At 40.3% G+C, this 22939-nt stretch carries 20 protein-coding genes and 1 other annotated feature; of the genes, 19 read left to right on the forward strand and 1 reads right to left on the reverse strand.

Annotated features, from left to right (window positions below; all coding sequences use genetic code 11):
* Nucleotides 1-17: 17 nt before the first annotated feature.
* From ppc to radC, 19 genes are all read left to right on the forward strand, one after another.
* Nucleotides 18-2714 carry a phosphoenolpyruvate carboxylase gene (ppc, locus tag HT728_RS04520; protein WP_173234014.1) on the forward strand — a complete coding sequence of 899 codons (2697 nt, stop codon included), beginning with the start codon at nt 18-20 and terminating at the stop codon, nt 2712-2714.
* 96 nt (nt 2715-2810) lie between these two features.
* Nucleotides 2811-3029, forward strand: a binding site (T-box leader).
* A gap of 263 nt (nt 3030-3292) precedes the next feature.
* Nucleotides 3293-4297: a tryptophan ABC transporter substrate-binding protein gene (gene trpX, locus HT728_RS04525; RefSeq protein ID WP_173234016.1), complete on the forward strand. Its 1005-nt coding sequence runs from the start codon at nt 3293-3295 to the stop codon at nt 4295-4297.
* A gap of 68 nt (nt 4298-4365) precedes the next feature.
* The gene (locus HT728_RS04530) at nt 4366-5232 is read left to right on the forward strand and encodes an ABC transporter permease (protein WP_173234018.1); all 867 of its coding nucleotides are present in this window, start codon (nt 4366-4368) and stop codon (nt 5230-5232) included.
* Complete coding sequence (locus HT728_RS04535) at nt 5229-5987, forward strand: ABC transporter ATP-binding protein (protein WP_173234020.1); 759 nt, start codon at nt 5229-5231, stop codon at nt 5985-5987. The genes HT728_RS04530 and HT728_RS04535 overlap by 4 nt, the downstream gene beginning before the upstream one ends.
* Nucleotides 5988-6076: 89 nt before the next feature.
* A complete protein-coding gene (dnaG, locus tag HT728_RS04540; RefSeq protein WP_173234022.1) occupies nt 6077-7837 on the forward strand; it encodes a DNA primase in 1761 nt (586 codons plus the stop codon).
* Between the two features lie 2 nt (nt 7838-7839).
* The gene (gene rpoD, locus HT728_RS04545) at nt 7840-8949 is read left to right on the forward strand and encodes an RNA polymerase sigma factor RpoD (protein WP_000201900.1); all 1110 of its coding nucleotides are present in this window, start codon (nt 7840-7842) and stop codon (nt 8947-8949) included.
* Between the two features lie 13 nt (nt 8950-8962).
* Nucleotides 8963-9292, forward strand: a complete 330-nt coding sequence (locus HT728_RS04550) for a metal-sulfur cluster assembly factor (protein ID WP_173234024.1) — start codon at nt 8963-8965, stop codon at nt 9290-9292.
* Nucleotides 9293-9407: 115 nt separating this feature from the next.
* On the forward strand, nt 9408-10451 hold the full coding sequence (gene cpoA / locus HT728_RS04555; RefSeq protein ID WP_173234026.1) for an alpha-galactosylglucosyldiacylglycerol synthase: 1044 nt from the start codon (nt 9408-9410) through the stop codon (nt 10449-10451).
* Between the two features lie 15 nt (nt 10452-10466).
* Nucleotides 10467-11792, forward strand: a complete 1326-nt coding sequence (locus tag HT728_RS04560) for a glycosyltransferase family 4 protein (protein ID WP_173234027.1) — start codon at nt 10467-10469, stop codon at nt 11790-11792.
* A 29-nt stretch (nt 11793-11821) separates the two neighbouring features.
* Nucleotides 11822-11998 carry a PspC domain-containing protein gene (locus tag HT728_RS04565; protein ID WP_173234132.1) on the forward strand — a complete coding sequence of 59 codons (177 nt, stop codon included), beginning with the start codon at nt 11822-11824 and terminating at the stop codon, nt 11996-11998.
* A 58-nt stretch (nt 11999-12056) separates the two neighbouring features.
* On the forward strand, nt 12057-12191 hold the full coding sequence (locus HT728_RS04570; RefSeq protein ID WP_000863859.1) for a DUF4044 domain-containing protein: 135 nt from the start codon (nt 12057-12059) through the stop codon (nt 12189-12191).
* Between the two features lie 63 nt (nt 12192-12254).
* Nucleotides 12255-13565: a GTPase ObgE gene (gene obgE, locus HT728_RS04575; RefSeq protein ID WP_173234029.1), complete on the forward strand. Its 1311-nt coding sequence runs from the start codon at nt 12255-12257 to the stop codon at nt 13563-13565.
* A 9-nt stretch (nt 13566-13574) separates the two neighbouring features.
* On the forward strand, nt 13575-13733 hold the full coding sequence (locus tag HT728_RS04580) for a hypothetical protein (RefSeq protein ID WP_007284777.1): 159 nt from the start codon (nt 13575-13577) through the stop codon (nt 13731-13733).
* A 1004-nt stretch (nt 13734-14737) separates the two neighbouring features.
* On the forward strand, nt 14738-15997 hold the full coding sequence (locus HT728_RS04585; protein WP_173234031.1) for a UDP-N-acetylglucosamine 1-carboxyvinyltransferase: 1260 nt from the start codon (nt 14738-14740) through the stop codon (nt 15995-15997).
* A 15-nt stretch (nt 15998-16012) separates the two neighbouring features.
* Nucleotides 16013-16564, forward strand: a complete 552-nt coding sequence (locus tag HT728_RS04590) for a GNAT family N-acetyltransferase (RefSeq protein ID WP_173234134.1) — start codon at nt 16013-16015, stop codon at nt 16562-16564.
* On the forward strand, nt 16557-17834 hold the full coding sequence (spxR, locus tag HT728_RS04595) for a CBS-HotDog domain-containing transcription factor SpxR (RefSeq protein ID WP_173234034.1): 1278 nt from the start codon (nt 16557-16559) through the stop codon (nt 17832-17834). The genes HT728_RS04590 and spxR overlap by 8 nt, the downstream gene beginning before the upstream one ends.
* A 15-nt stretch (nt 17835-17849) precedes the next feature.
* Nucleotides 17850-18710, forward strand: a complete 861-nt coding sequence (locus HT728_RS04600; RefSeq protein ID WP_000631543.1) for a methionyl aminopeptidase — start codon at nt 17850-17852, stop codon at nt 18708-18710.
* 517 nt (nt 18711-19227) lie between these two features.
* A complete protein-coding gene (pcrA, locus tag HT728_RS04605) occupies nt 19228-21519 on the forward strand; it encodes a DNA helicase PcrA (RefSeq protein WP_112443667.1) in 2292 nt (763 codons plus the stop codon).
* Nucleotides 21520-21561: 42 nt separating this feature from the next.
* Nucleotides 21562-22242 (forward strand): DNA repair protein RadC, encoded by a 681-nt coding sequence (radC, locus tag HT728_RS04610; RefSeq protein WP_173234036.1) that lies wholly within the window; start codon nt 21562-21564, stop codon nt 22240-22242.
* Here radC and HT728_RS04615 read toward each other — a convergent pair.
* Complete coding sequence (locus tag HT728_RS04615) at nt 22239-22928, reverse strand: gamma-glutamyl-gamma-aminobutyrate hydrolase family protein (protein WP_173234038.1); 690 nt, start codon at nt 22926-22928, stop codon at nt 22239-22241. The genes radC and HT728_RS04615 overlap by 4 nt on opposite strands.
* Between the last annotated feature and the right edge of the window lie 11 nt (nt 22929-22939).

Genomic DNA, 22939 nt, shown 5'->3' on the forward strand with positions numbered 1-22939 from the left:
TAAAGAAAGGATAGTCTATGTCTCTTCAAAAATTAGAAAATTATAGTAATAAAAGTGTTGTGCAAGAAGAAGTATTGATTCTAACAGAATTGCTGGAAGATATCACTAAAAACATGCTTGCCCCAGAGACCTTTGAAAAAATCATGCAGTTGAAAGAATTATCAACGCAGGAAGATTATCAAGGTCTAAACCGTCTAGTGACTAGCTTATCAAATGATGAAATGGTCTATATTTCACGCTATTTTTCAATCTTACCTCTTTTGATTAATATTTCAGAGGATGTGGATTTAGCTTATGAAATCAATCATCAAAATAATATTGATCAGGACTATTTAGGTAAATTATCTACAACGATCAAAATGGTTGCTGAAAAAGAAAATGCCGTTGAGATCCTAGAACACTTGAATGTTGTCCCTGTTTTGACAGCCCATCCAACACAAGTGCAACGCAAAAGTATGTTGGATTTAACAAATCATATTCATAGTCTTTTGCGTAAATACCGTGATGTTAAGTTGGGGTTGATCAATAAAGAAAAATGGCACAATGATTTGCGCCGTTATATCGAAATTATCATGCAGACAGACATGATTCGTGAGAAAAAATTAAAAGTGACTAACGAAATCACGAATGCTATGGAATATTACAACAGCTCCTTTTTGAAAGCTGTACCTCACTTGACGACGGAGTATAAGCGCTTAGCGCAAGCCCATGGGCTGAATTTAAAACAGGCTAAACCGATCACGATGGGAATGTGGATTGGTGGAGACCGTGATGGGAATCCCTTTGTTACAGCAGAGACCTTGAAGCAGTCTGCACTCACTCAGTGTGAAGTCATCATGAACTATTATGATGAAAAGATTTACCAACTTTATCGTGAATTTTCTCTTTCAACTAGTATTGTCAATGTAAGTAAGCAAGTCAGAGAAATGGCTCGTCAGTCTAAGGATAATTCGATTTACCGCGAAAAAGAGCTTTACCGTCGTGCCTTGTTTGATATTCAATCAAAAATCCAGGCAACTAAAACCTATCTGATTGAGGATAAGGAAGTTGGGACTCGTTATGAAACCGCCAATGATTTCTACAAGGATTTGATTGCCATTCGAGATTCTCTACTAGAAAATAAGGGCGAGTCCTTGATTTCAGGTGATTTTGTGGAATTATTGCAGGCAGTAGAGATATTTGGTTTTTACCTAGCATCAATTGATATGCGACAAGACTCTAGCGTCTATGAAGCCTGTGTGGCAGAACTCTTGAAATCAGCAGGAATTCATTCTCGATATAGCGAGTTGAGCGAAGAAGAAAAATGTGACCTTCTCTTGAAAGAGTTAGAAGAAGATCCCCGAATTCTTTCTGCGACTCACGCAGAGAAATCAGAATTATTAGCAAAAGAACTAGCTATTTTTAAGACGGCTCGTGTTTTGAAAGATAAGTTGGGAGATGATGTCATCCGTCAGACCATCATTTCACATGCAACCAGCCTTTCTGATATGCTAGAATTAGCTATTCTATTAAAAGAAGTAGGACTGGTGGATACGGAAAGGGCGCGTGTTCAGATTGTTCCCCTTTTTGAAACAATTGAAGACTTGGATCATTCAGAGGAAACAATGAGACAATATCTTTCTCTTAGCCTTGCCAAAAAATGGATTGCTTCACGTAATAACTACCAAGAAATCATGCTTGGCTACTCTGACAGTAACAAAGATGGCGGTTACTTGTCATCATGTTGGACCCTTTACAAGGCTCAACAACAATTGACTGCTATTGGAGATGAATTTGGCGTTAAGGTTACCTTCTTCCATGGCCGTGGTGGGACTGTCGGTCGTGGTGGTGGGCCAACCTATGAAGCCATCACATCTCAACCGCTCAAGTCTATCAAGGATCGTATCCGCTTGACGGAGCAGGGTGAAGTAATTGGCAATAAATACGGTAACAAAGACGCCGCTTACTATAACCTTGAAATGCTAGTATCTGCAGCCATTAACCGTATGATTACGCAGAAGAAGAGCGATACCAATACCTCAAATCGTTATGAAGCTATTATGGATCAAGTAGTGGACCGTAGTTACGATATCTACCGTGATTTGGTCTTTGGTAATGAGCATTTCTATGACTATTTCTTTGAGTCAAGTCCAATCAAGGCTATTTCAAGTTTTAATATCGGTTCTCGTCCAGCCGCTCGTAAGACGATTACTGAAATCGGTGGTTTGCGTGCCATCCCTTGGGTATTCTCATGGTCACAAAGTCGTGTTATGTTCCCTGGATGGTACGGGGTTGGTTCAAGCTTCAAGGAATTTATCGATAAAAATCCAGATAATATTGCTATTTTACGAGATATGTACCAAAATTGGCCTTTCTTCCAATCGCTTCTTTCAAATGTTGATATGGTTTTGTCAAAATCAAATATGAATATTGCTTTTGAATATGCTAAACTTTGTGAAGACGAGCAAGTTAAGGCCATCTATGAGACTATTTTAAATGAATGGCAAGTTACTAAGAACGTTATCTTGGCTATTGAAGGACATGACGAACTCTTAGCTGACAATCCATATCTAAAAGCTAGTCTGGATTACCGTATGCCTTACTTTAATATTCTCAACTATATTCAGTTAGAGTTGATTAAACGCCAACGTCGTGGAGAATTGTCCAGTGATCAAGAACGATTGATTCATATCACCATCAACGGAATTGCGACAGGATTGCGTAATTCAGGTTGATACCTATCAAACTTCCTCTTTTCTATAGGGGAAGTTTTTGAATCTTTCAAAAAAATGCTAAAAGAGTCTTGACAAGTAGTTGAAAAATGATATAATTTAAACATTCAGAAAAGTAATCATAATAAACTTTTTAGAGAGTCTGTGGTAGCTGAAAACAGATAAGTGATGATGATGAAAATTGGGCTGAATGTTATTTAGAATTTGAAATCATAAAAATTCGGTGAGCACACCTTACAGTGCATCTCGTTATTGCGAGACAGAGCGATAGGGAAATTCCCTATAATTGAGGTGGTACCGCGCATCGACGTCCTCACACAAGTTTTTTGTGTGAGGACTTTTTTGATGGAGGTTAGTATGGAAAGAAAACGATGGCGTCGCTTGTTTATACTCAATGAAAATCAAAAAGCAAACTAGGAAGCTAGCCGCAAGCTGCTCAAAACACTGTTTTGAGGTTGTGGATAGAACTGACAGAGTCAGTATCATATATCTACGGTAAGGCGACGCTGACGTGGTTTGAAGAGATTTTCGAAGAGTATTAGATAAGTGAAGTATTTTAAAGGAATAAAAGGGGAAATAGAATGAAAAATAAACGTTTAATTGGAATTATCGCTGCATTAGCAGTCTTAGTAGCAGGAAGCTTAATTTATTCTTCAATGAATAAATCAGAAGCTCAGAATAATAAGGATGAGAAGAAAATAGCCAAGATTGGTGTGCTTCAATTTGTGAGCCATCCATCCCTTGACTTGATTTATAAAGGGATCCAAGATGGACTTGCAGAAGAAGGATATAAAGATGATCAAGTTAAAATCGATTTTATGAACTCAGAAGGTGACCAAAGTAAGGTTGCGACAATGAGTAAACAATTGGTTGCAAATGGGAATGACCTTGTGGTTGGTATCGCAACACCAGCAGCCCAAGGTTTGGCTAGTGCCACAAAAGACCTACCTGTTATCATGGCCGCTATTACAGACCCAATTGGTGCTAACTTGGTTAAAGATTTGAAAAGACCAGGTGGCAACGTTACAGGGGTATCTGACCACAATCCAGCTCAACAACAAGTTGAACTCATCAAAGCTCTGACACCGAATGTGAAAACAATCGGAGCTCTTTACTCAAGTAGCGAAGACAATTCAAAAACACAGGTCGAAGAATTTAAGGCTTATGCTGAAAAAGCAGGTCTGACAGTGGAAACATTTGCAGTTCCTTCAACAAATGAAATTGCCTCAACTGTCACTGTTATGACTAGCAAGGTAGATGCTATTTGGGTTCCAATTGATAACACCATTGCATCAGGATTTCCAACGGTTGTCTCTAGCAATCAAAGTTCTAAGAAACCGATTTATCCAAGTGCGACAGCTATGGTAGAAGTAGGTGGTTTGGCATCAGTTGTAGTTGATCAACATGACCTTGGTGTGGCAACTGGAAAAATGATTGCCCAAGTTCTGAAAGGTGCAAAACCAGCTGATACCCCAGTCAATGTCTTTTCAACTGGTAAGTCAGTCATCAATAAAAAAATAGCACAAGAACTAGGTATTACGATTCCTGATTCTGTTCTAAAAGAAGCAGGGCAAGTCATCGAATAAATAAGGTAGGGAGGAGGAGACTCTTCCCATTTTTTAAAAAGATGAATATAGAAAGGATTAAATAAAATATGATTGTTTCCATTATTTCTCAAGGATTTGTCTGGGCTATTTTAGGTCTGGGGATCTTTATGACATTTAGGATTTTGAACTTTCCAGATATGACGACAGAAGGTTCCTTTCCTCTTGGGGGAGCTGTTGCTGTCACTTTGATAACTAAAGGCGTGAACCCTTTTTTAGCGACACTGCTTGCTGTAGGAGCAGGGTGTTTGGCTGGAATGGTAGCAGGACTTCTTTATACAAAAGGGAAGATTCCAACCTTGCTATCAGGGATTTTGGTGATGACTTCCTGTCACTCAATCATGCTCTTGATTATGGGACGTGCCAATTTAGGCCTGCTTGGAACCAAGCAAATTCAGGATGTTCTACCTTTTGATTCGGATTTGAATCAACTCTTGACAGGTCTCATCTTTGTGAGTATTGTTATTGCTCTCATGCTCTTTTTCTTAGACACCAAACTCGGACAAGCCTATATTGCTACAGGTGACAATCCTGATATGGCTAGAAGTTTCGGGATTCATACTGGGCGCATGGAGCTTATGGGCTTGGTCTTATCAAATGGTGTGATTGCTCTTGCAGGCGCTCTCATTGCACAGCAAGAAGGTTATGCTGATGTGTCTCGAGGAATCGGGGTTATCGTTGTGGGGCTTGCAAGTTTGATTATTGGGGAAGTTATTTTTAAGAGTTTGAGCTTGGCAGAACGTTTGGTTACCATCGTTGTAGGTTCTATTTCTTATCAATTCTTAGTGTGGGCAGTTATCGCATTTGGCTTTAATACAAGTTACCTTCGTCTATATAGTGCAGTGATTTTAGCAGTCTGCCTCATGATTCCAACATTTAAGCAAACAATCTTGAAAGGAGCCAAGTTAAGCAAATGACAGCCATTGTAGAATTAAAAAATGCAACCAAAGTCGTTAAAAATGGCTTTGATGAAGAAAAGATTATTTTAAATGATGTTTCCTTAGAAATTTTTGAACAGGATTTTATCACGATTTTGGGTGGAAATGGTGCTGGTAAATCAACCCTCTTTAACACTATTGCAGGAACCTTATCACTAACCAGTGGAACTATCCGTATTTTAGGTGAGGATGTTACCAAGTTTTCACCAGAAAAGCGCGCTAAGTATCTGTCTCGTGTCTTCCAAGATCCAAAGATGGGGACAGCTCCTCGTATGACAGTGGCAGAGAATCTCTTGATTGCCAAGTTTCGTGGTGAAAAGCGTGGACTATTTCCGAGACGTCTGGCTAGCTACAAGGATGAATTTCAGACAACTATTGAAAAAGTGGGAAACGGTCTTGAGAAACACTTGAATACACCGATTGAGTTCTTATCAGGTGGACAAAGACAGGCCTTGAGTCTCTTGATGGCAACCTTGAAGCGACCTGAATTACTCTTGCTAGACGAGCATACTGCAGCTCTTGATCCAAAGACCAGTGTTTCCCTCATGGAATTGACGGATGAATTTGTCAAGAAAGACCAGCTGACAGCGCTTATGATTACCCACCATATGGAAGATGCTCTCAAATATGGCAATCGTTTAATTGTCATGAAAGAAGGACGAATTATCCAAGATTTGAAACAAGAAGATAAAGCAAAAATGAAAATCTCTGATTATTATCAACTCTTTGAATAAAGTAGGGAAAATGAGTGAAATGGTTTACTTTTTTTCTGAAATAAAGTATACTATATAAAGTAAACTATGATAACATGGAGGTATTGTGTATGGTTGACAAACAAGTCATTGAAGAAATCAAAAACAATGCCAACATTGTGGAAGTCATAGGAGATGTGATTTCTTTACAAAAGGCAGGACGGAACTATCTAGGGCTCTGTCCTTTTCATGGTGAAAAAACACCTTCTTTCAACGTTGTAGAGGACAAGCAGTTTTACCACTGTTTTGGTTGTGGTCGCTCAGGTGATGTCTTTAAATTCATTGAGGAGTACCAAGGGGTTCCCTTTATGGAGGCTGTCCAAATCTTAGGTCAGCGTGTCGGTATAGAGGTGGAAAAACCGCTTTATAGTGAACAGAAGCCAGCTTCACCCCACCAAGCTCTTTATGATATGCACGAAGATGCTGCCAAATTTTATCATGCTATTCTCATGACAACGACCATGGGGGAGGAGGCCAGAAACTACCTTTATCAGCGTGGTTTGACAGATGAAGTGCTCAAGCATTTTCGGATTGGTTTAGCACCTCCAGAACGAAACTATCTCTATCAACGTTTGGCTGGTCAGTATCGTGAAGAGGATTTCTTGGATTCGGGACTATTTTACCTCTCAGATGCCAATCAATTTGTAGACACCTTTCACAATCGCATTATGTTTCCCCTGACCAATGATCAGGGAAAGGTTATTGCCTACTCAGGTCGTATCTGGCAGAAAACGGATTCACAAACTTCTAAGTATAAAAATAGCCGATCGACTGCAATTTTTAACAAAAGTTACGAATTATATCATATGGATAGGGCAAAAAAATCTTCTGGTAAAGCCAGTGAGATTTACCTCATGGAAGGATTCATGGATGTCATTGCAGCCTATCGGGCTGGAATCGAAAATGCTGTGGCGTCCATGGGAACGGCCTTGAGTCGAGAGCATGTTGAGCATCTGAAAAGGTTAACCAAGAAGTTAGTCCTTGTTTACGATGGCGATAAGGCTGGGCAAGCCGCGACTTTGAAAGCATTGGATGAAATTGGTGGTATGCCTGTGCAAATCGTCAGCATGCCTGATAACTTGGATCCTGATGAATATCTACAAAAAAATGGACCAGAAGACTTGGCCTATCTATTAACGAAAACTCGTATTAGTCCGATTGAGTTTTACATTCACCAGTACAAGCCTGAAAATAGTGAAAATCTACAGGCTCAGATTGAGTTTATTGAAAAAATAGCTCCTTTGATTGTTCAAGAAAAGTCTATCACTGCTCAAAACAGCTATATTCATATTTTAGCTGACAGTCTGGCGTCCTTTGATTATGCTCAGATTGAGCAGATTGTTAATGAGAGTCGTCAGGCACAAAGGCAGAATCGCATGGAAGGAATTTCCAGACCGATGCCAATCACTATGCCTGTCACCAAGCAGTTATCGGCTATTATGAGGGCAGAAGCCCATCTACTTTATCGAATGATGGAATCTCCTCTTGTTTTGAACGATTACCGCTTGCGAGAAGACTTTGCATTTGATACACCTGAATTTCAGGTCTTATATGACTTGCTTGGTCAGTATGGCAATCTTCCTCCAGAAGTTTTAGCAGAACAGACAGAGGAAGTTGAAAGAGCTTGGTACCAAGTTTTAGCTCAGGATTTACCTGCTGAGATGTCACCGCAGGAACTAAGTGAAGTAGAAATGACTCGAAACAAGGCTCTCTTGAATCAGGACAATATGAGAATCAAAAAGAAGGTGCAGGAAGCTAGCCATGTAGGAGATACAGATACAGCCCTAGAAGAATTGGAACGTTTAATTTCCCAAAAGAGAAGAATGGAGTAATAATGGCAACAAAACAAAAAGAAGTAACAACATTTGACGTACAAGTAGCAGAATTTATCCGTAATCATAAGCAAAAAGGGACAGCAACAGATGATGAAATCAATGCTAGTCTTGTCATTCCTTTTACCTTGGACGCTGATGGGATTGAAGATCTCTTGCAACGAATTCAGGATGCAGGAATTTCGATCACAGATAACGAAGGAAATCCAAGTGCGCGTGTTCTTAGTAATGAAGAAGAACCAGAACTCAGCGATGAGGATTTGATTGGGTCAACTTCGGCTAAGGTCAATGACCCTGTCCGTATGTACTTGAAAGAAATTGGAGTCGTACCTCTCTTGACCAATGAAGAGGAAAAAGAATTGGCACTGGCTGTTGAAGCTGGTGATATTGAAGCCAAACAACGTCTTGCGGAAGCCAACCTTCGTTTGGTTGTTTCTATTGCCAAACGCTATGTCGGCCGTGGTATGCAGTTCCTTGACTTGATTCAAGAAGGGAACATGGGCTTGATGAAGGCGGTTGACAAGTTTGATTATTCTAAAGGATTCAAGTTCTCAACTTACGCAACTTGGTGGATCCGTCAGGCTATCACTCGTGCTATTGCGGATCAAGCTCGTACCATCCGTATCCCAGTCCACATGGTTGAAACGATTAACAAACTGGTTCGTGAACAGCGTAATCTCCTTCAAGAATTAGGTCAAGATCCAACACCAGAACAGATTGCTGAACGTATGGATATGACACCTGATAAGGTTCGTGAAATCTTGAAGATTGCCCAAGAACCAGTATCTCTTGAAACTCCAATCGGTGAAGAGGATGATAGCCACCTTGGGGACTTTATCGAAGATGAAGTGATTGAAAATCCAGTGGACTACACAACTCGTATCGTCTTGCGTGAGCAGTTGGATGAGGTCTTGGATACTCTTACAGACCGTGAAGAAAATGTTCTACGTCTCCGTTTCGGGCTAGATGATGGAAAAATGCGTACCCTTGAAGATGTGGGTAAAGTCTTTAACGTGACTCGCGAGCGTATCCGTCAGATTGAAGCAAAGGCTTTGAGAAAACTACGCCAACCAAGTCGCAGCAAACCGCTTCGTGATTTTATTGAAGACTAAGAGTGAGGAAAATATGGCTTATACAGAAGAGCAAATTGAAAACATCAAAACACGAATTTTATCAGCCTTAGAAGAAGTCATCGACCCTGAGTTGGGAATCGATATTGTCAATCTTGGTTTGATTTATGAGATTCGTTTTGACGGCGACACAGGGCAAGCAGAGATTGATATGACTTTGACAACCATGGGTTGTCCCCTAGCAGACCTTTTGACGGATCAGATTTATGATGCCATGACAGAGGTTCCAGAAGTAACGGATACTGAGGTTAAATTAGTCTGGTATCCAGCCTGGACAGTTGAAAAAATGAGTCGCTATGCCCGCATTGCCCTAGGCATTAAGTAAACATATAAAAGCATGTGAGAGACCGTTGGAAAAGTGAGGAAATTTCTCCTTCTTTTCCTCTAGTCTCTCCTTTCTTTTGCTGATTTTATTCAAAGAAAATGATATAATAGTAGTTATGGAAAAAAAGAAATTACGCATCAATATGTTGAGTTCAAGTGAGAAAGTAGCAGGACAAGGAGTTTCAGGTGCCTACCGTGAATTAGTTCGTCTTCTTCATCGTGATGCCAAGGAACAATTGATTGTTACAGAAAATCTTCCAATCGAGGCAGATGTGACTCACTTTCATACCATTGATTTTCCCTATTATTTATCAACATTTCAAAAGAAACGCTCAGGAAGGAAAATTGGCTATGTGCATTTCTTGCCTGATACACTTGAGGGGAGTTTGAAAATTCCATTTTTCTTAAAGGGGATTGTGAAACGCTATGTATTTTCTTTTTACAACCGGATGGAGCACTTGGTTGTGGTCAATCCGATGTTTATCGAGGATTTGGTGGCAGCTGGTATTCCACGTGAGAAAGTGACCTATATCCCTAACTTTGTCAACAAGGAAAAATGGCATCCCCTTCCACCAGAAGAGGTAGTGAGACTGCGAACAGAGCTAGGTCTTAGTGACAATCAGTTTATCGTAGTAGGTGCTGGTCAAGTTCAGAAACGCAAAGGGATTGATGACTTTATCCGTCTGGCTGAGGAATTGCCGCAAATTACCTTTATCTGGGCAGGTGGTTTCTCTTTTGGTGGCATGACAGATGGTTATGAGCGCTACAAGAAAATCATGGAGAATCCCCCTAAAAATTTGATTTTTCCAGGCATTGTGTCGCCAGAGCGAATGCGTGAATTGTATGCCTTGGCGGATCTTTTCTTGTTGCCTAGTTACAATGAACTCTTTCCGATGACGATTTTAGAGGCTGCTAGTTGTGAAGCTCCTATTATGCTACGTGATTTGGATCTTTATAAGGTGATTTTGGAGGGAAATTATCGGGCGACAGCAGATAGAGAAGAGATGAAAGAAGCTATTTTGGAATATCAAGCAAATCCTGCCGCCTTAAAAAATCTCAAAGAAAAGGCTAAGAATATTTCCAGAGAGTATTCTGAAGAGCATCTGTTACAAATCTGGTTGGATTTTTATGATAAACAAGCCGCTTTAGGGAGAAAATAAAAAGTGAGGTAATCTATGCGAATTGGTTTATTTACAGATACCTATTTTCCTCAGGTTTCAGGTGTTGCGACCAGTATTCGAACCTTGAAAACAGAACTTGAAAAACAGGGACATGCTGTTTTTATCTTTACGACGACAGATAAGGATGTCAATCGCTATGAAGATTGGCAAATTATCCGCATTCCAAGTGTTCCCTTCTTTGCTTTTAAGGATCGCCGCTTTGCCTATCGAGGATTCAGTAAGGCACTTGAAATTGCTAAACAATATCAGCTAGATATTATCCACACTCAGACAGAATTTTCTCTTGGCTTGTTGGGGATTTGGATTGCGCGTGAATTGAAAATTCCAGTCATCCATACCTATCACACCCAGTACGAAGACTATGTGCATTATATTGCCAAGGGGATGTTGATTCGTCCTAGTATGGTCAAGTATCTGGTCAGAGGTTTCCTGCACGATGTGGATGGGGTTATTTGCCCGAGTGAGATTGTCCGTGATTTGCTATCTGACTATAAGGTCAAGGTTGAAAAACGCGTCATTCCAACTGGGATTGAATTAGCCAAGTTTGAGCGTCCGGAAATCAAGCAGGAAAATTTGAAAGAACTGCGTAGTAAATTAGGGATTCAAGATGATGAACAGATGTTGCTTAGTCTTTCCAGAATTTCCTATGAAAAAAATATTCAAGCAGTTTTAGCAGCCTTTGCAGAAGTTCTGAAAGAAGAAGACAAGGTTAAACTGGTGGTAGCTGGGGATGGTCCTTATCTGGATGATCTCAAAGAGCAAGCTCAGAAACTAGAGATTCAAGACTCTGTTGTCTTTACAGGGATGATTGCTCCTAGTGAGACGGCTCTTTATTATAAGGCGGCAGATTTCTTCATCTCGGCATCGACAAGTGAAACGCAGGGTTTGACCTACTTGGAAAGCTTAGCTAGTGGAACGCCTGTTATTGCTCACGGAAATCCGTATCTGGACAATCTTATTAGTGATAAAATGTTTGGTACCTTGTATTACGGCGAGTATGATTTGGCTGGAGCCATTTTAGAAGCCCTGATTGCAACACCAGACATGAATGAGCATACCTTATCAGAAAAATTGTACGAGATTTCGGCTGAGAACTTTGGGAAACGGGTGCATGAGTTTTATCTTGATGCTATTATTTCAAATAATTTCCAGAAAGATTTAGCAAAAGATGATACGGTCAGTCAGCGTATTTTTAAAACAGTTTTGTATCTTCCGCAAAAGGTAGTCGCTGTACCGGTAAAAGGCTCTAGACGCATGCTGAAGGCTTCAAAAACACAGTTAATCAGCATCAGAGATTATTGGAAAGACCATGAAGAATAGAAAGAGGAATAGCTATGAAAAAACAATTGATGAGAGGTGGTAGTGATCAAAAAATTGCTGGTGTTTGTGCTGGGGTAGCCCATTATTTTGATATGGATCCGACTATTGTTCGTGTAATATGGGGTGTTCTTGCTTGCTGTTACGGAGCGGGAATTGTAGCTTATATCATTTTATGGATTATCGCACCAGTAGCAAGTGACTATTGAAAACTAGCTCAATTCATGCTAAGATAATAGAAAATAGAATGTAACGAAGGAGAGAAAAATGGCATTTGGAGATAATGGAAATCGTAAAAAAACGATGTTTGAGAAAATAACCTTGTTTATCGTGATTATCATGCTAGTAGCAAGTTTATTGGGAATTTTTGCAACTGCAATTGGTGCCCTCAGTAATCTATAAAATAGATTCAAGAAAATTTAGTGACTGGGATTTCCCAGCCCTTTTTTAAAGTGAGAAGAAATAATGAGTATGTTTTTAGATACAGCCAAGATTAAGGTCAAGGCTGGTAATGGTGGCGATGGTATGGTTGCCTTTCGCCGTGAAAAATATGTCCCTAATGGTGGTCCTTGGGGTGGTGATGGTGGTCGTGGAGGCAATGTCGTCTTCGTTGTAGATGAAGGTCTACGTACCCTCATGGATTTCCGCTATAATCGCCATTTCAAGGCTGATTCTGGTGAGAAAGGAATGACCAAAGGGATGCATGGTCGTGGTGCAGAGGATCTCAGAGTTCGTGTTCCACAAGGTACGACTGTTCGTGATGCAGAGACTGGCAAGGTTTTGAAAGATTTGATTGAACATGGTCAAGAATTTATTGTAGCCCACGGTGGTCGTGGTGGACGTGGAAACATCCGCTTTGCGACACCCAAAAATCCTGCACCTGAAATCTCTGAAAACGGAGAACCAGGTCAGGAACGTGAGTTACAATTGGAACTAAAAATCTTGGCAGATGTCGGTTTAGTAGGATTCCCATCTGTTGGGAAATCAACACTTTTAAGTGTTATTACCTCAGCTAAACCTAAAATTGGAGCCTACCACTTTACGACAATTGTACCAAATTTAGGTATGGTTCGCACCCAATCGGGTGAATCTTTTGCAGTAGCCGATTTACCAGGTTTGATTGAAGGGGCTAGTCAAGGTGTTGGTTTGGGAACCCAGTTCCTCCGCCACATTGAGCGTACACGTGTCATCCTCCATATCATTGATATGTCAGCTAGCGAAGGCCGTGATCCTTATGAGGACTACCTAGCTATCAATAAAGAGCTGGAGTCATACAATCTTCGTCTCATGGAGCGTCCACAGATTATCGTAGCCAATAAGATGGATATGCCTGAGAGTCAGGAAAATCTTGAAGAATTCAAGAAGAAATTGGCTGAAAACTACGATGAATTTGAAGAGTTACCAGCTATCTTCCCGATTTCTGGATTGACCAAGCAAGGTTTGGCAACGCTCTTGGATGCGACAGCTGAATTGTTAGACAAGACACCAGAATTCTTGCTCTACGACGAGTCAGATATGGAAGAAGAAGCTTACTATGGATTTGACGAGGAAGAAAAAGCCTTTGAAATTAGTCGTGATGACGATGCAACATGGGTGCTTTCTGGTGAAAAACTCATGAAACTCTTTAATATGACCAACTTTGATCGTGATGAATCTGTCATGAAATTTGCCCGCCAACTTCGTGGTATGGGGGTTGATGAAGCCCTTCGTGCGCGTGGTGCTAAGGATGGGGATTTGGTCCGCATTGGTAAATTTGAGTTTGAATTTGTAGACTAGGAGACTGATATGGGAGATAAACCGATATCTTTCCGAGATGCGGATGGTAATTTTGTTTCCGCTGCAGACGTTTGGAATGAAAAGAAATTGGAAGAACTGTTTAATCGTCTCAATCCAAATCGTGCTCTGAGATTGGCACGAACTAAAAAAGACAATCCATCTCAGTAAAGAAGCTAAAAAATCCCGTGCCTCATCAGATACGGGATTTTGTGGTACGACGGGATGTATAGCAAACTGAATCTGGAATAGCACAGCATATCTTCTAAAATATTGTTATCAATTGATTTGAATTTCAAAATTAAATTGTTTGATTCTTATTTCACTTTGTTATAGTATATCTGATGTCAAAATTCTCGGCGAGTCAAATAGCGATTCCCAAGCCTGACTATCGTGAGGTAGCGGATTAAAACGGTCTGGGGATAGATCGTTTTAAGTCTGATGCTGGAAATAAGAATCGTCAGGGGAAGGGATAGCGAAATCGTGGCTCTACGAACAGGAACGTGATAGTAAGGCGTATATAGTGGATAAGGGGGCTCAAAACTCTAAAGTCCAAAAAGGTAGTCGTAACCTATATACATAAAGCACGAGAGTAATTGAATTCGGACTAAGATTTTCTATTTTCACTGTAACCTTTTAACGTCCTCATATCTTGTATACACGAGGAAAGATGTATGACTTATCCCGTGAGGTCTATCACTATAAAGAGAAAACGACAGATAGAGGTGATCCTGAGTCACGGTTATCTTTAAAATAGATTGTCTGATAGGATGCTAGCCTGAAAACGTCTTGTTCATGAAATATAGGACGCTATGTATAAAACGCTTCTGTGAACTGAGAGAAGGGGGAGAAGTTCTTTCTAAAGTTTAGTTGAACAGCCGTATTCCGATACTTAGATAAGGGGGTTAGTCTTAGCTCCTACTCGATTTCAGGGGGCAAAAAAGGGGCAATAGCGATTCGAGAAAGATTATACTCTTCGAAAATCTCTTCAAATCACGTCAATATCGCCTTGCCGTATATATGTGACNNTTTGATTTTCATTGAGTATCAGTGACTAAATCATCAACTCTGATTTATCCAATAAAATTGAAAAGGATGGAAAAAAGGTTGCATTTATGATATAATTTATTTTAAAGACCTTATTAGAAATCTTGAAAGAGTATTGAAAACTTAGAATGAGAAAAATTGTTATCAATGGTGGATTACCACTACAAGGTGAAATCACTATTAGTGGTGCTAAAAATAGTGTTGTAGCCTTAATTCCGGCTATTATCTTGGCTGATGATGTGGTGACTTTAGATTGCGTTCCAGATATTTCGGATGTAGCAAGTCTTGTCGAAATCATGGAATTGATGGGAGCTACTGTTAAACGTTATGACGATGTCTTGGAGATTGATCCAAGAGGTGTTCAAAATATTCCAATGCCTTATGGGAAAATTAACAGTCTTCGTGCATCTTACTATTTTTATGGGAGCCTCTTAGGCCGTTTTGGTGAAGCGACAGTTGGCCTACCGGGAGGATGTGATCTTGGTCCTCGTCCGATTGACTTACACCTTAAGGCGTTTGAAGCTATGGGTGCCACTGTTAGCTACGAGGGAGATAACATGAAGTTATCTGCTAAAGATACAGGACTTCATGGTGCAAGTATTTACATGGATACGGTTAGTGTAGGGGCAACGATCAATACGATGATTGCTGCGGTTAAAGCGAATGGTCGTACTATTATTGAAAATGCAGCCCGTGAACCTGAGATTATTGATGTAGCTACTCTCTTGAATAATATGGGTGCCCATATCCGTGGGGCAGGAACTAATATCATCATTATTGATGGTGTTGAAAGATTACATGGAACCCGTCATCAGGTGATTCCAGATCGTATTGAAGCTGGAACATATATTTCTTTAGCTGCTGCAGTTGGTAAAGGAATTCGTATCAATAATGTTCTTTACGAACACCTAGAAGGATTTATTGCTAAGCTGGAAGAAATGGGAGTGAGAATGACTGTATCTGAAGACAGCATTTTTGTCGAAGAGCAGTCTAATTTGAAAGCAATCAATATTAAGACAGCTCCTTACCCAGGCTTTGCAACTGATTTGCAACAACCGCTTACCCCTCTTTTACTAAGAGCGAATGGTCGTGGTACAATTGTCGATACGATTTACGAAAAACGTGTAAATCATGTTTTTGAACTAGCAAAGATGGATGCGGATATTTCGACAACAAATGGTCATATTTTGTACACGGGTGGACGTAATTTGCGTGGAGCCAGTGTTAAAGCGACCGACTTAAGAGCTGGTGCAGCTTTGGTTATTGCTGGTTTGATGGCCGAGGGACAAACTGAAATTACCAATATCGAGTTTATCTTACGTGGTTATTCTGATATTATCGAAAAATTACGTAATCTAGGAGCGGATATTACACTTGTTGAGGATTAAACCGTAGAGGTGTTTATGAATATTTGGACCAAATTAGCAATGTTTTCTTTTTTTGAAACGGATCGCTTGTATTTGCGTCCTTTCTTTTTTAGTGATAGTCAAGACTTCCATGAGATAGCCTCAAATCCTGAAAATTTACAATTTATTTTCCCAACTCAGGCAAGTCTGGAAGAGAGTCAATATGCGTTGGCCAATTACTTTATGAAGTCCCCTTTGGGAGTATGGGCAATTTGTGACCAGAAAAATCAACAAATGATTGGTTCTATTAAATTTGAGAAGTTAGATGAAATCAAAAAAGAAGCTGAGCTTGGCTATTTTTTGAGAAAAGATGCTTGGTCTCAAGGATTTATGACAGAGGTTGTTAGAAAAATTTGTCAGCTTTCTTTTGAGGAATTTGACTTAAAACAATTATCCATCATTACCCACCTTGAAAATGAAGCTAGTCAAAAGGTTGCTCTTAAATCTGGATTTAGTTTGTTTCGTCAGTTTAAGGGAAGTGATCGTTACACAAGAAAAATGCGGGATTATCTTGAATTTCGGTATGTAAAAGGAGAATTCAATGAGTAAGCATCAGGAAATTCTAAGCTATTTGGAAGAATTACCAGTAGGTAAAAGGGTCAGTGTTCGTAGTATTTCAAATCATCTGGGAGTCAGTGATGGAACTGCCTATCGGGCCATTAAAGAAGCTGAAAACCGTGGAATTGTGGAGACCCGTCCTAGAAGTGGAACAATCCGCGTCAAATCCCAGAAAGTTGCGATTGAAAGATTAACTTTTGCTGAAATTGCAGAAGTGACTTCTTCTGAGGTTCTGGCTGGGCAAGAAGGTTTAGATAGAGAATTTAGTAAGTTTTCAATTGGTGCCATGACTGAACAAAATATCCTGTCCTACCTTCACGATGGGGGGCTCTTGATTGTCGGAGACCGAACCCGTATTCAGTTGCTAGCCTTGGAAAATGAAAATGCCGTTCTGGTTACAGGGGGATTTCAGGTTCATGATGATGTACTTAAACTGGCCAATCAAAAAGGGATTCCTGTTCTGAGAAGCAAGCATGATACTTTCACTGTCGCGACCATGATCAATAAAGCCTTGTCAAATGTCCAAATCAAAACGGATATTTTAACTGTTGAGAAGCTTTATCATCCAAGTCATGAGTATGGTTTTCTGAGAGAGACAGACACTGTTAAAGATTATTTGGACTTAGTTCGTAAGAATCGAAGCAGTCGTTTTCCAGTTATTAACCAACATCAGGTTGTCGTTGGAGTTGTAACTATGAGAGATGCGGGCGATAAGTCACCAAGTACCACAATTGACAAGGTTATGTCGCGTAGTCTATTTTTAGTTGGATTATCGACAAATATTGCCAATGTTAGTCAACGGATGATTGCTGAAGACTTTGAAATGGTACCAGTTGTTCGGAATAATCAAACCTTGCTTGGAGTTGTGACACGACGAGATGTCATGGAGAAGATGAGCCGTTCCCAAGTTTCGGCTCTACCGACTTTTTCTGAGCAGATTGGACAAAAACTTTCTTATCACCATGATGAAGTAGTGATTACAGTGGAACCCTTTATGCTTGAGAAAAACGGTGTTTTAGCTAACGGTGTATTGGCGGAGATACTGACTCACATGACCCAAGATTTGGTTGTGAATAGTGGCCGCAATCTCATTATCGAGCAAATGCTGATCTACTTTTTGCAGGCTGTTCAGATAGATGATATACTGCGCATTCAAGCACGGATTATTCATCATACGAGACGATCAGCTATTATTGACTACGATATTTATCATGGTCACCAGATTGTTTCAAAAGCAAATGTAACCGTTAAAATTAATTAGAAACTAGGAGAAAAAATGATAACATTAAAATCAGCTCGTGAAATCGAAGCTATGGATAAGGCCGGTGATTTTCTAGCAAGTATTCATATCGGCTTACGTGATTTGATTAAGCCTGGCGTAGATATGTGGGAAGTTGAAGAGTATGTCCGCCGTCGTTGTAAGGAAGAAAATTTCCTTCCGCTTCAGATTGGGGTTGACGGTGCAATGATGGACTATCCTTATGCTACCTGTTGCTCTCTTAACGATGAAGTAGCTCACGCTTTCCCTCGTCACTATATCTTGAAAGATGGTGATTTGCTCAAAGTTGATATGGTTTTGGGAGGCCCAATTGCTAAATCTGATTTGAATGTCTCAAAATTAAACTTCAACAATGTTGAGCAAATGAAAAAATACACTCAGAGCTATTCTGGTGGTCTGGCAGACTCTTGTTGGGCTTATGCTGTAGGTACACCGTCCGAAGAAGTCAAAAATTTGATGGATGTAACCAAAGAAGCTATGTACAAGGGGATTGAGCAAGCTGTTGTTGGAAACCGTATCGGTGATATTGGAGCGGCTATTCAAGAATATGCTGAAAGTCGTGGTTACGGTGTAGTGCGTGATTTGGTTGGTCATGGTGTTGGCCCAACTATGCACGAAGAACCAATGGTTCCTAACTATGGTATTGCAGGTCGAGGACTCCGTCTTCGTGAAGGAATGGTCTTGACTATTGAACCAATGATCAATACAGGTGACTGGGAAATTGATACAGATATGAAGACCGGCTGGGCGCATAAGACCATTGACGGTGGACTATCTTGTCAATATGAACACCAATTTGTCATTACGAAAGATGGTCCTGTTATCTTGACTAGTCAAGGTGAAGAAGGAACTTATTAATAAAAAGTGAAAAGACTACTGGAAGTTTATTTTGATAAAAAATCCAGTAGATCTTTTTATAATAAAACGTATTGTATCAAGCTTTTAATGCCTGGTATAATGCGTTTTTCTGATTTTAAGATTTTCTTCAACTTTGTTTGTAACGACATTATAACAGAGGATCTAGGATTCAGGGCTCTCCTCCTATATACTATTAGTAAAGCAAAACTAGGGGAGAATATTTTAGTGTCGCAATCTATTGTTTCTGTAGAGGTTCCACAATATTGTCGTTTTGATTCTAAAAAGAGCAATGAAATTCTGTTTAACGTTCGTATTGCCAATCTTAAATTTACCTTTTTCATATTGAAGTATTGAGCTAGTTTATGAAAAAATTGAATGAAAGAGTTGAGTGTTTTAGAAACCTACAGTGTAGTATTCTAGTTTCAATCCACTATATTTTGCTACTCCCCGTAAAGTTTCTATTTTCCCTGAATTCTGATATAATAGAAATATTGACTTCAAGAGTAAGGAAGAGAAGATGAACGCATTATTGAATGGAATGAATGACCGTCAGGCTGAGGCGGTGCAAACGACAGAAGGTCCCTTGTTGATTATGGCGGGGGCTGGCTCTGGAAAGACCCGAGTTTTGACCCACCGTATTGCTTATCTGATTGATGAAAAGCTGATCAATCCGTGGAATATCTTGGCCATTACCTTTACTAATAAGGCTGCGCGTGAGATGAAAGAGCGTGCTTATAACCTTAATCCAGCCACTCAGGACTGTCTGATTGCGACCTTCCACTCCATGTGTGTGCGTATTTTGCGTCGCGATGCGGATCATATTGGCTACAACCGCAATTTTACTATTGTAGATCCAGGGGAGCAGCGAACTCTCATGAAACGCATTCTCAAGCAGTTGAACTTGGATCCTAAAAAATGGAATGAACGAACTATTTTGGGGACCATTTCCAATGCTAAGAATGATTTGATTGATGATGTTGCCTATACTGCTCAAGCTGGCGATATGTATACGCAAATCGTGTCCCAGTGTTACACTGCTTATCAAAAAGAGCTTCGTCAGTCGGAGTCGGTTGACTTTGATGATTTGATTATGCTGACCCTGCGTCTCTTTGATCAAAATCCTGATGTTTTGACTTACTATCAACAGAAATTCCAATACATCCACGTTGATGAGTACCAAGATACCAACCATGCCCAGTACCAACTAGTCAAACTCTTAGCGTCTCGCTTTAAAAATATCTGTGTGGTTGGGGATGCGGATCAGTCTATCTACGGCTGGCGTGGTGCTGATATGCAGAACATCTTGGATTTTGAAAAGGATTATCCTCAAGCCAAGGTAGTTTTGTTGGAGGAGAATTATCGTTCCACCAAAACCATTCTCCAAGCGGCCAACGAGGTCATTAAAAACAATAAAAACCGTCGTCCTAAGAATCTCTGGACTCAAAATGCTGATGGGGAGCAAATCGTTTACTATCGTGCCAATGATGAACTAGATGAGGCTGTATTTGTAGCCAAAACCATCGATGAACTTGGTCGGAGTCAAAACTTCCTTCACAAGGATTTTGCAGTTCTCTATCGGACTAATGCGCAGTCCCGTACTATTGAGGAAGCCCTGCTCAAGTCCAATATTCCTTATACCATGGTCGGAGGAACCAAGTTCTACAGCCGTAAGGAAATCCGAGATATTATCGCTTACCTCAACCTCATTGCTAATTTGAGTGATAATATTAGTTTTGAGCGTATTATCAACGAACCGAAACGTGGAATTGGTCCAGGTACAGTTGAGAAAATCCGTGACTTTGCCAATATGCAAGACATGTCTATGCTAGATGCTTCAGCCAATATTATGTTGTCTGGTATCAAGGGTAAAGCAGCCCAGTCAATTTGGGATTTTGCAAATATGATTTTGGATTTGCGGGATCAACTGGACCAGTTAAGCATTACTGAGTTGGTTGAGGCAGTTCTAGAAAAAACAGGGTACGTTGATATCCTTAATGCTCAAGCAACCTTAGAAAGCAAGGCTCGAGTTGAAAATATCGAAGAGTTTCTTTCTGTGACGAAAAACTTTGATGACACCTCTGATGGGTCAGAAGAGGAAACTGGTCTGGACAAGCTGAGTCGTTTCTTAAATGATTTAGCCTTGATTGCGGATACAGATTCAGGTAGTCAGGAGACATCAGAAGTGACCCTGATGACCCTGCATGCTGCCAAAGGTCTCGAGTTTCCAGTTGTCTTTTTGATTGGGATGGAAGAAAATGTCTTCCCACTTAGTCGTGCAGCTGAAGATCAAGATGAATTGGAAGAAGAGCGCCGTCTAGCCTATGTAGGTATCACGCGTGCAGAGAAAATCCTCTATCTGACAAATGCCAACTCGCGCCTGCTTTTTGGTCGTACCAACTACAACCGTCCCACTCGTTTTATTAACGAAATCAGCTCGGACTTACTTGAGTATCAAGGTCTGGCTCGTCCAGCAAATACAAGCTTTAAGGCATCATATAGCAGTGGTGGTCTTGCCTTCGGTCATGGTATGAGTTTGGCTCAGGCTCTTCAAGACCGTAAACGCAGTGCAGCACCAAAAACTATCCAGTCAAGCGGTCTTCCATTTGGTCAATTTACAGCTGGAGCAAAATCAGCTTCTAGCGAGACGAATTGGTCCATTGGTGACATTGCCCTCCACAAGAAATGGGGAGAGGGAACTGTTCTGGAAGTTTCAGGTAGTGGTGCTACGCAGGAATTGAAAATCAATTTCCCAGAAGTAGGTTTGAAAAAACTTTTAGCTAGTGTAGCCCCAATTGAGAAAAAAATCTAATTTTTCATCCTTCTCACGAATAATAAAGTGAGGAGGATTTTTATGTACAGTATTTCATTCCAAGAAGATTCATTATTACCAAGAGAAAGACTGGCTCAAGAAGGAGTGGAAGCGCTCAGTAACCAAGAGTTGCTAGCTATTTTACTCAGAACAGGAACACGTCAGGCTAGCGTTTTTGAAATTGCCCAGAAAGTTTTGAACAACCTTTCAAGGCTAACGGATTTGAAAAAAATGACCCTGCAGGAATTGCAGAGTCTGTCTGGTATCGGCCGTGTTAAGGCCATAGAGTTACAAGCTATGATTGAACTGGGGCATCGTATTCACAAACACGAAACCCTTGAGATGGAAAGTATTCTCAGCAGTCAAAAGTTAGCCAAGAAGATGCAACAGGAGTTGGGACATAAAAAACAAGAGCACTTGGTGGCGCTCTATCTCAATACTCAAAATCAAATCATCCATCAACAGACCATTTTTATCGGTTCTGCAACTCGTAGTATCGCTGAACCGCGAGAGATTCTTCACTATGCAATCAAGCATATGGCGACTTCACTTATCTTGGTCCACAATCATCCTTCAGGAGCGGTAGCACCTAGTCGAAATGATGATCATGTTACTAAACTTGTCAAAGAAGCCTGCGACCTGATGGGGATTGTTCTCTTGGACCATTTGATTGTCTCTCACTCCAGTTACTTTAGTTATCGTGAAAAGACGGATTTAATCTAAAGTTCATTAACGACATAGTCAAAGAGGTTTTTATCTTTTGTACGATTTTCAAATAGAAACTCTGGATGCCATTGGACACCGAGAAAGGCAACATCATCCGTACTCATGACAGCCTCAATGATACCATCTTTAGGATCATGAGCTGCAATCTTTAAGTTAGGTGCTAAATCCTTAATACTCTGATGGTGGAAGGAGTTGATATGGGAGATTTCTCCATAGATTTCTCGAAGAATAGTATCAGGTTCTGTTACCAAGCGTTGAGTTGTGTATTCGGCAGAACAATCCTGCCAGTGGTCTTCGATATCTTGGTACAGAGTTCCGCCCATGGCAACGTTAAAAAGCTGAGTCCCACGACAGACAGAAAAAACTGGCTTTTTCTGTTTAATAGCTTCCTTGATGAGGGCCAGTTCGAAGATATCTCTTTGAAGGTGGTAGTCATCGCTATCAATAGTTTTTGGTTCACCATAGAATTTTGGATCAACATTTTGCCCACCTGTCAAGATGAGCTTGTCAATCAAATTGATATAGTGGCTAGCCATTTCTTGATCACCAATCGGTAGGATGATGGGAATCCCTCCAGCGTCTTTAACGCCTTCAACAAAGCCTTTTGCTGCGTAGCTCATCATGATGTCATCATCTGGATGAGTTTTTTCGTTTCCTGTAATCCCTATAACTGGTTTTTTCATAAAATGATTTT

Origin of the sequence: Streptococcus sp. 544 (genome assembly GCF_013277385.1) — a bacterium.
GTDB lineage: Bacteria > Bacillota > Bacilli > Lactobacillales > Streptococcaceae > Streptococcus > Streptococcus mitis_BA.

What these genes read in the sequence shown, in the direction of transcription:
- HT728_RS04615 (WP_173234038.1), bottom strand. Translation starts at nt 22,928, where the DNA reads ATGAAAAAACCAGTTATAGGGATTACAGGAAACGAAAAAACTCATCCA.
- HT728_RS04565 (WP_173234132.1), top strand. Translation starts at nt 11,822, where the DNA reads ATGAGAGGTGGTAGTGATCAAAAAATTGCTGGTGTTTGTGCTGGGGTA.
- spxR (WP_173234034.1), top strand. Translation starts at nt 16,557, where the DNA reads ATGAGTAAGCATCAGGAAATTCTAAGCTATTTGGAAGAATTACCAGTA.
- HT728_RS04550 (WP_173234024.1), top strand. Translation starts at nt 8,963, where the DNA reads ATGGCTTATACAGAAGAGCAAATTGAAAACATCAAAACACGAATTTTA.
- dnaG (WP_173234022.1), top strand. Translation starts at nt 6,077, where the DNA reads ATGGTTGACAAACAAGTCATTGAAGAAATCAAAAACAATGCCAACATT.
- HT728_RS04580 (WP_007284777.1), top strand. Translation starts at nt 13,575, where the DNA reads ATGGGAGATAAACCGATATCTTTCCGAGATGCGGATGGTAATTTTGTT.
- HT728_RS04600 (WP_000631543.1), top strand. Translation starts at nt 17,850, where the DNA reads ATGATAACATTAAAATCAGCTCGTGAAATCGAAGCTATGGATAAGGCC.
- ppc (WP_173234014.1), top strand. Translation starts at nt 18, where the DNA reads ATGTCTCTTCAAAAATTAGAAAATTATAGTAATAAAAGTGTTGTGCAA.
- HT728_RS04570 (WP_000863859.1), top strand. Translation starts at nt 12,057, where the DNA reads ATGGCATTTGGAGATAATGGAAATCGTAAAAAAACGATGTTTGAGAAA.
- cpoA (WP_173234026.1), top strand. Translation starts at nt 9,408, where the DNA reads ATGGAAAAAAAGAAATTACGCATCAATATGTTGAGTTCAAGTGAGAAA.
- radC (WP_173234036.1), top strand. Translation starts at nt 21,562, where the DNA reads ATGTACAGTATTTCATTCCAAGAAGATTCATTATTACCAAGAGAAAGA.
- HT728_RS04560 (WP_173234027.1), top strand. Translation starts at nt 10,467, where the DNA reads ATGCGAATTGGTTTATTTACAGATACCTATTTTCCTCAGGTTTCAGGT.
- HT728_RS04530 (WP_173234018.1), top strand. Translation starts at nt 4,366, where the DNA reads ATGATTGTTTCCATTATTTCTCAAGGATTTGTCTGGGCTATTTTAGGT.
- trpX (WP_173234016.1), top strand. Translation starts at nt 3,293, where the DNA reads ATGAAAAATAAACGTTTAATTGGAATTATCGCTGCATTAGCAGTCTTA.
- pcrA (WP_112443667.1), top strand. Translation starts at nt 19,228, where the DNA reads ATGAACGCATTATTGAATGGAATGAATGACCGTCAGGCTGAGGCGGTG.
- obgE (WP_173234029.1), top strand. Translation starts at nt 12,255, where the DNA reads ATGAGTATGTTTTTAGATACAGCCAAGATTAAGGTCAAGGCTGGTAAT.
- HT728_RS04585 (WP_173234031.1), top strand. Translation starts at nt 14,738, where the DNA reads ATGAGAAAAATTGTTATCAATGGTGGATTACCACTACAAGGTGAAATC.
- HT728_RS04590 (WP_173234134.1), top strand. Translation starts at nt 16,013, where the DNA reads ATGAATATTTGGACCAAATTAGCAATGTTTTCTTTTTTTGAAACGGAT.
- rpoD (WP_000201900.1), top strand. Translation starts at nt 7,840, where the DNA reads ATGGCAACAAAACAAAAAGAAGTAACAACATTTGACGTACAAGTAGCA.
- HT728_RS04535 (WP_173234020.1), top strand. Translation starts at nt 5,229, where the DNA reads ATGACAGCCATTGTAGAATTAAAAAATGCAACCAAAGTCGTTAAAAAT.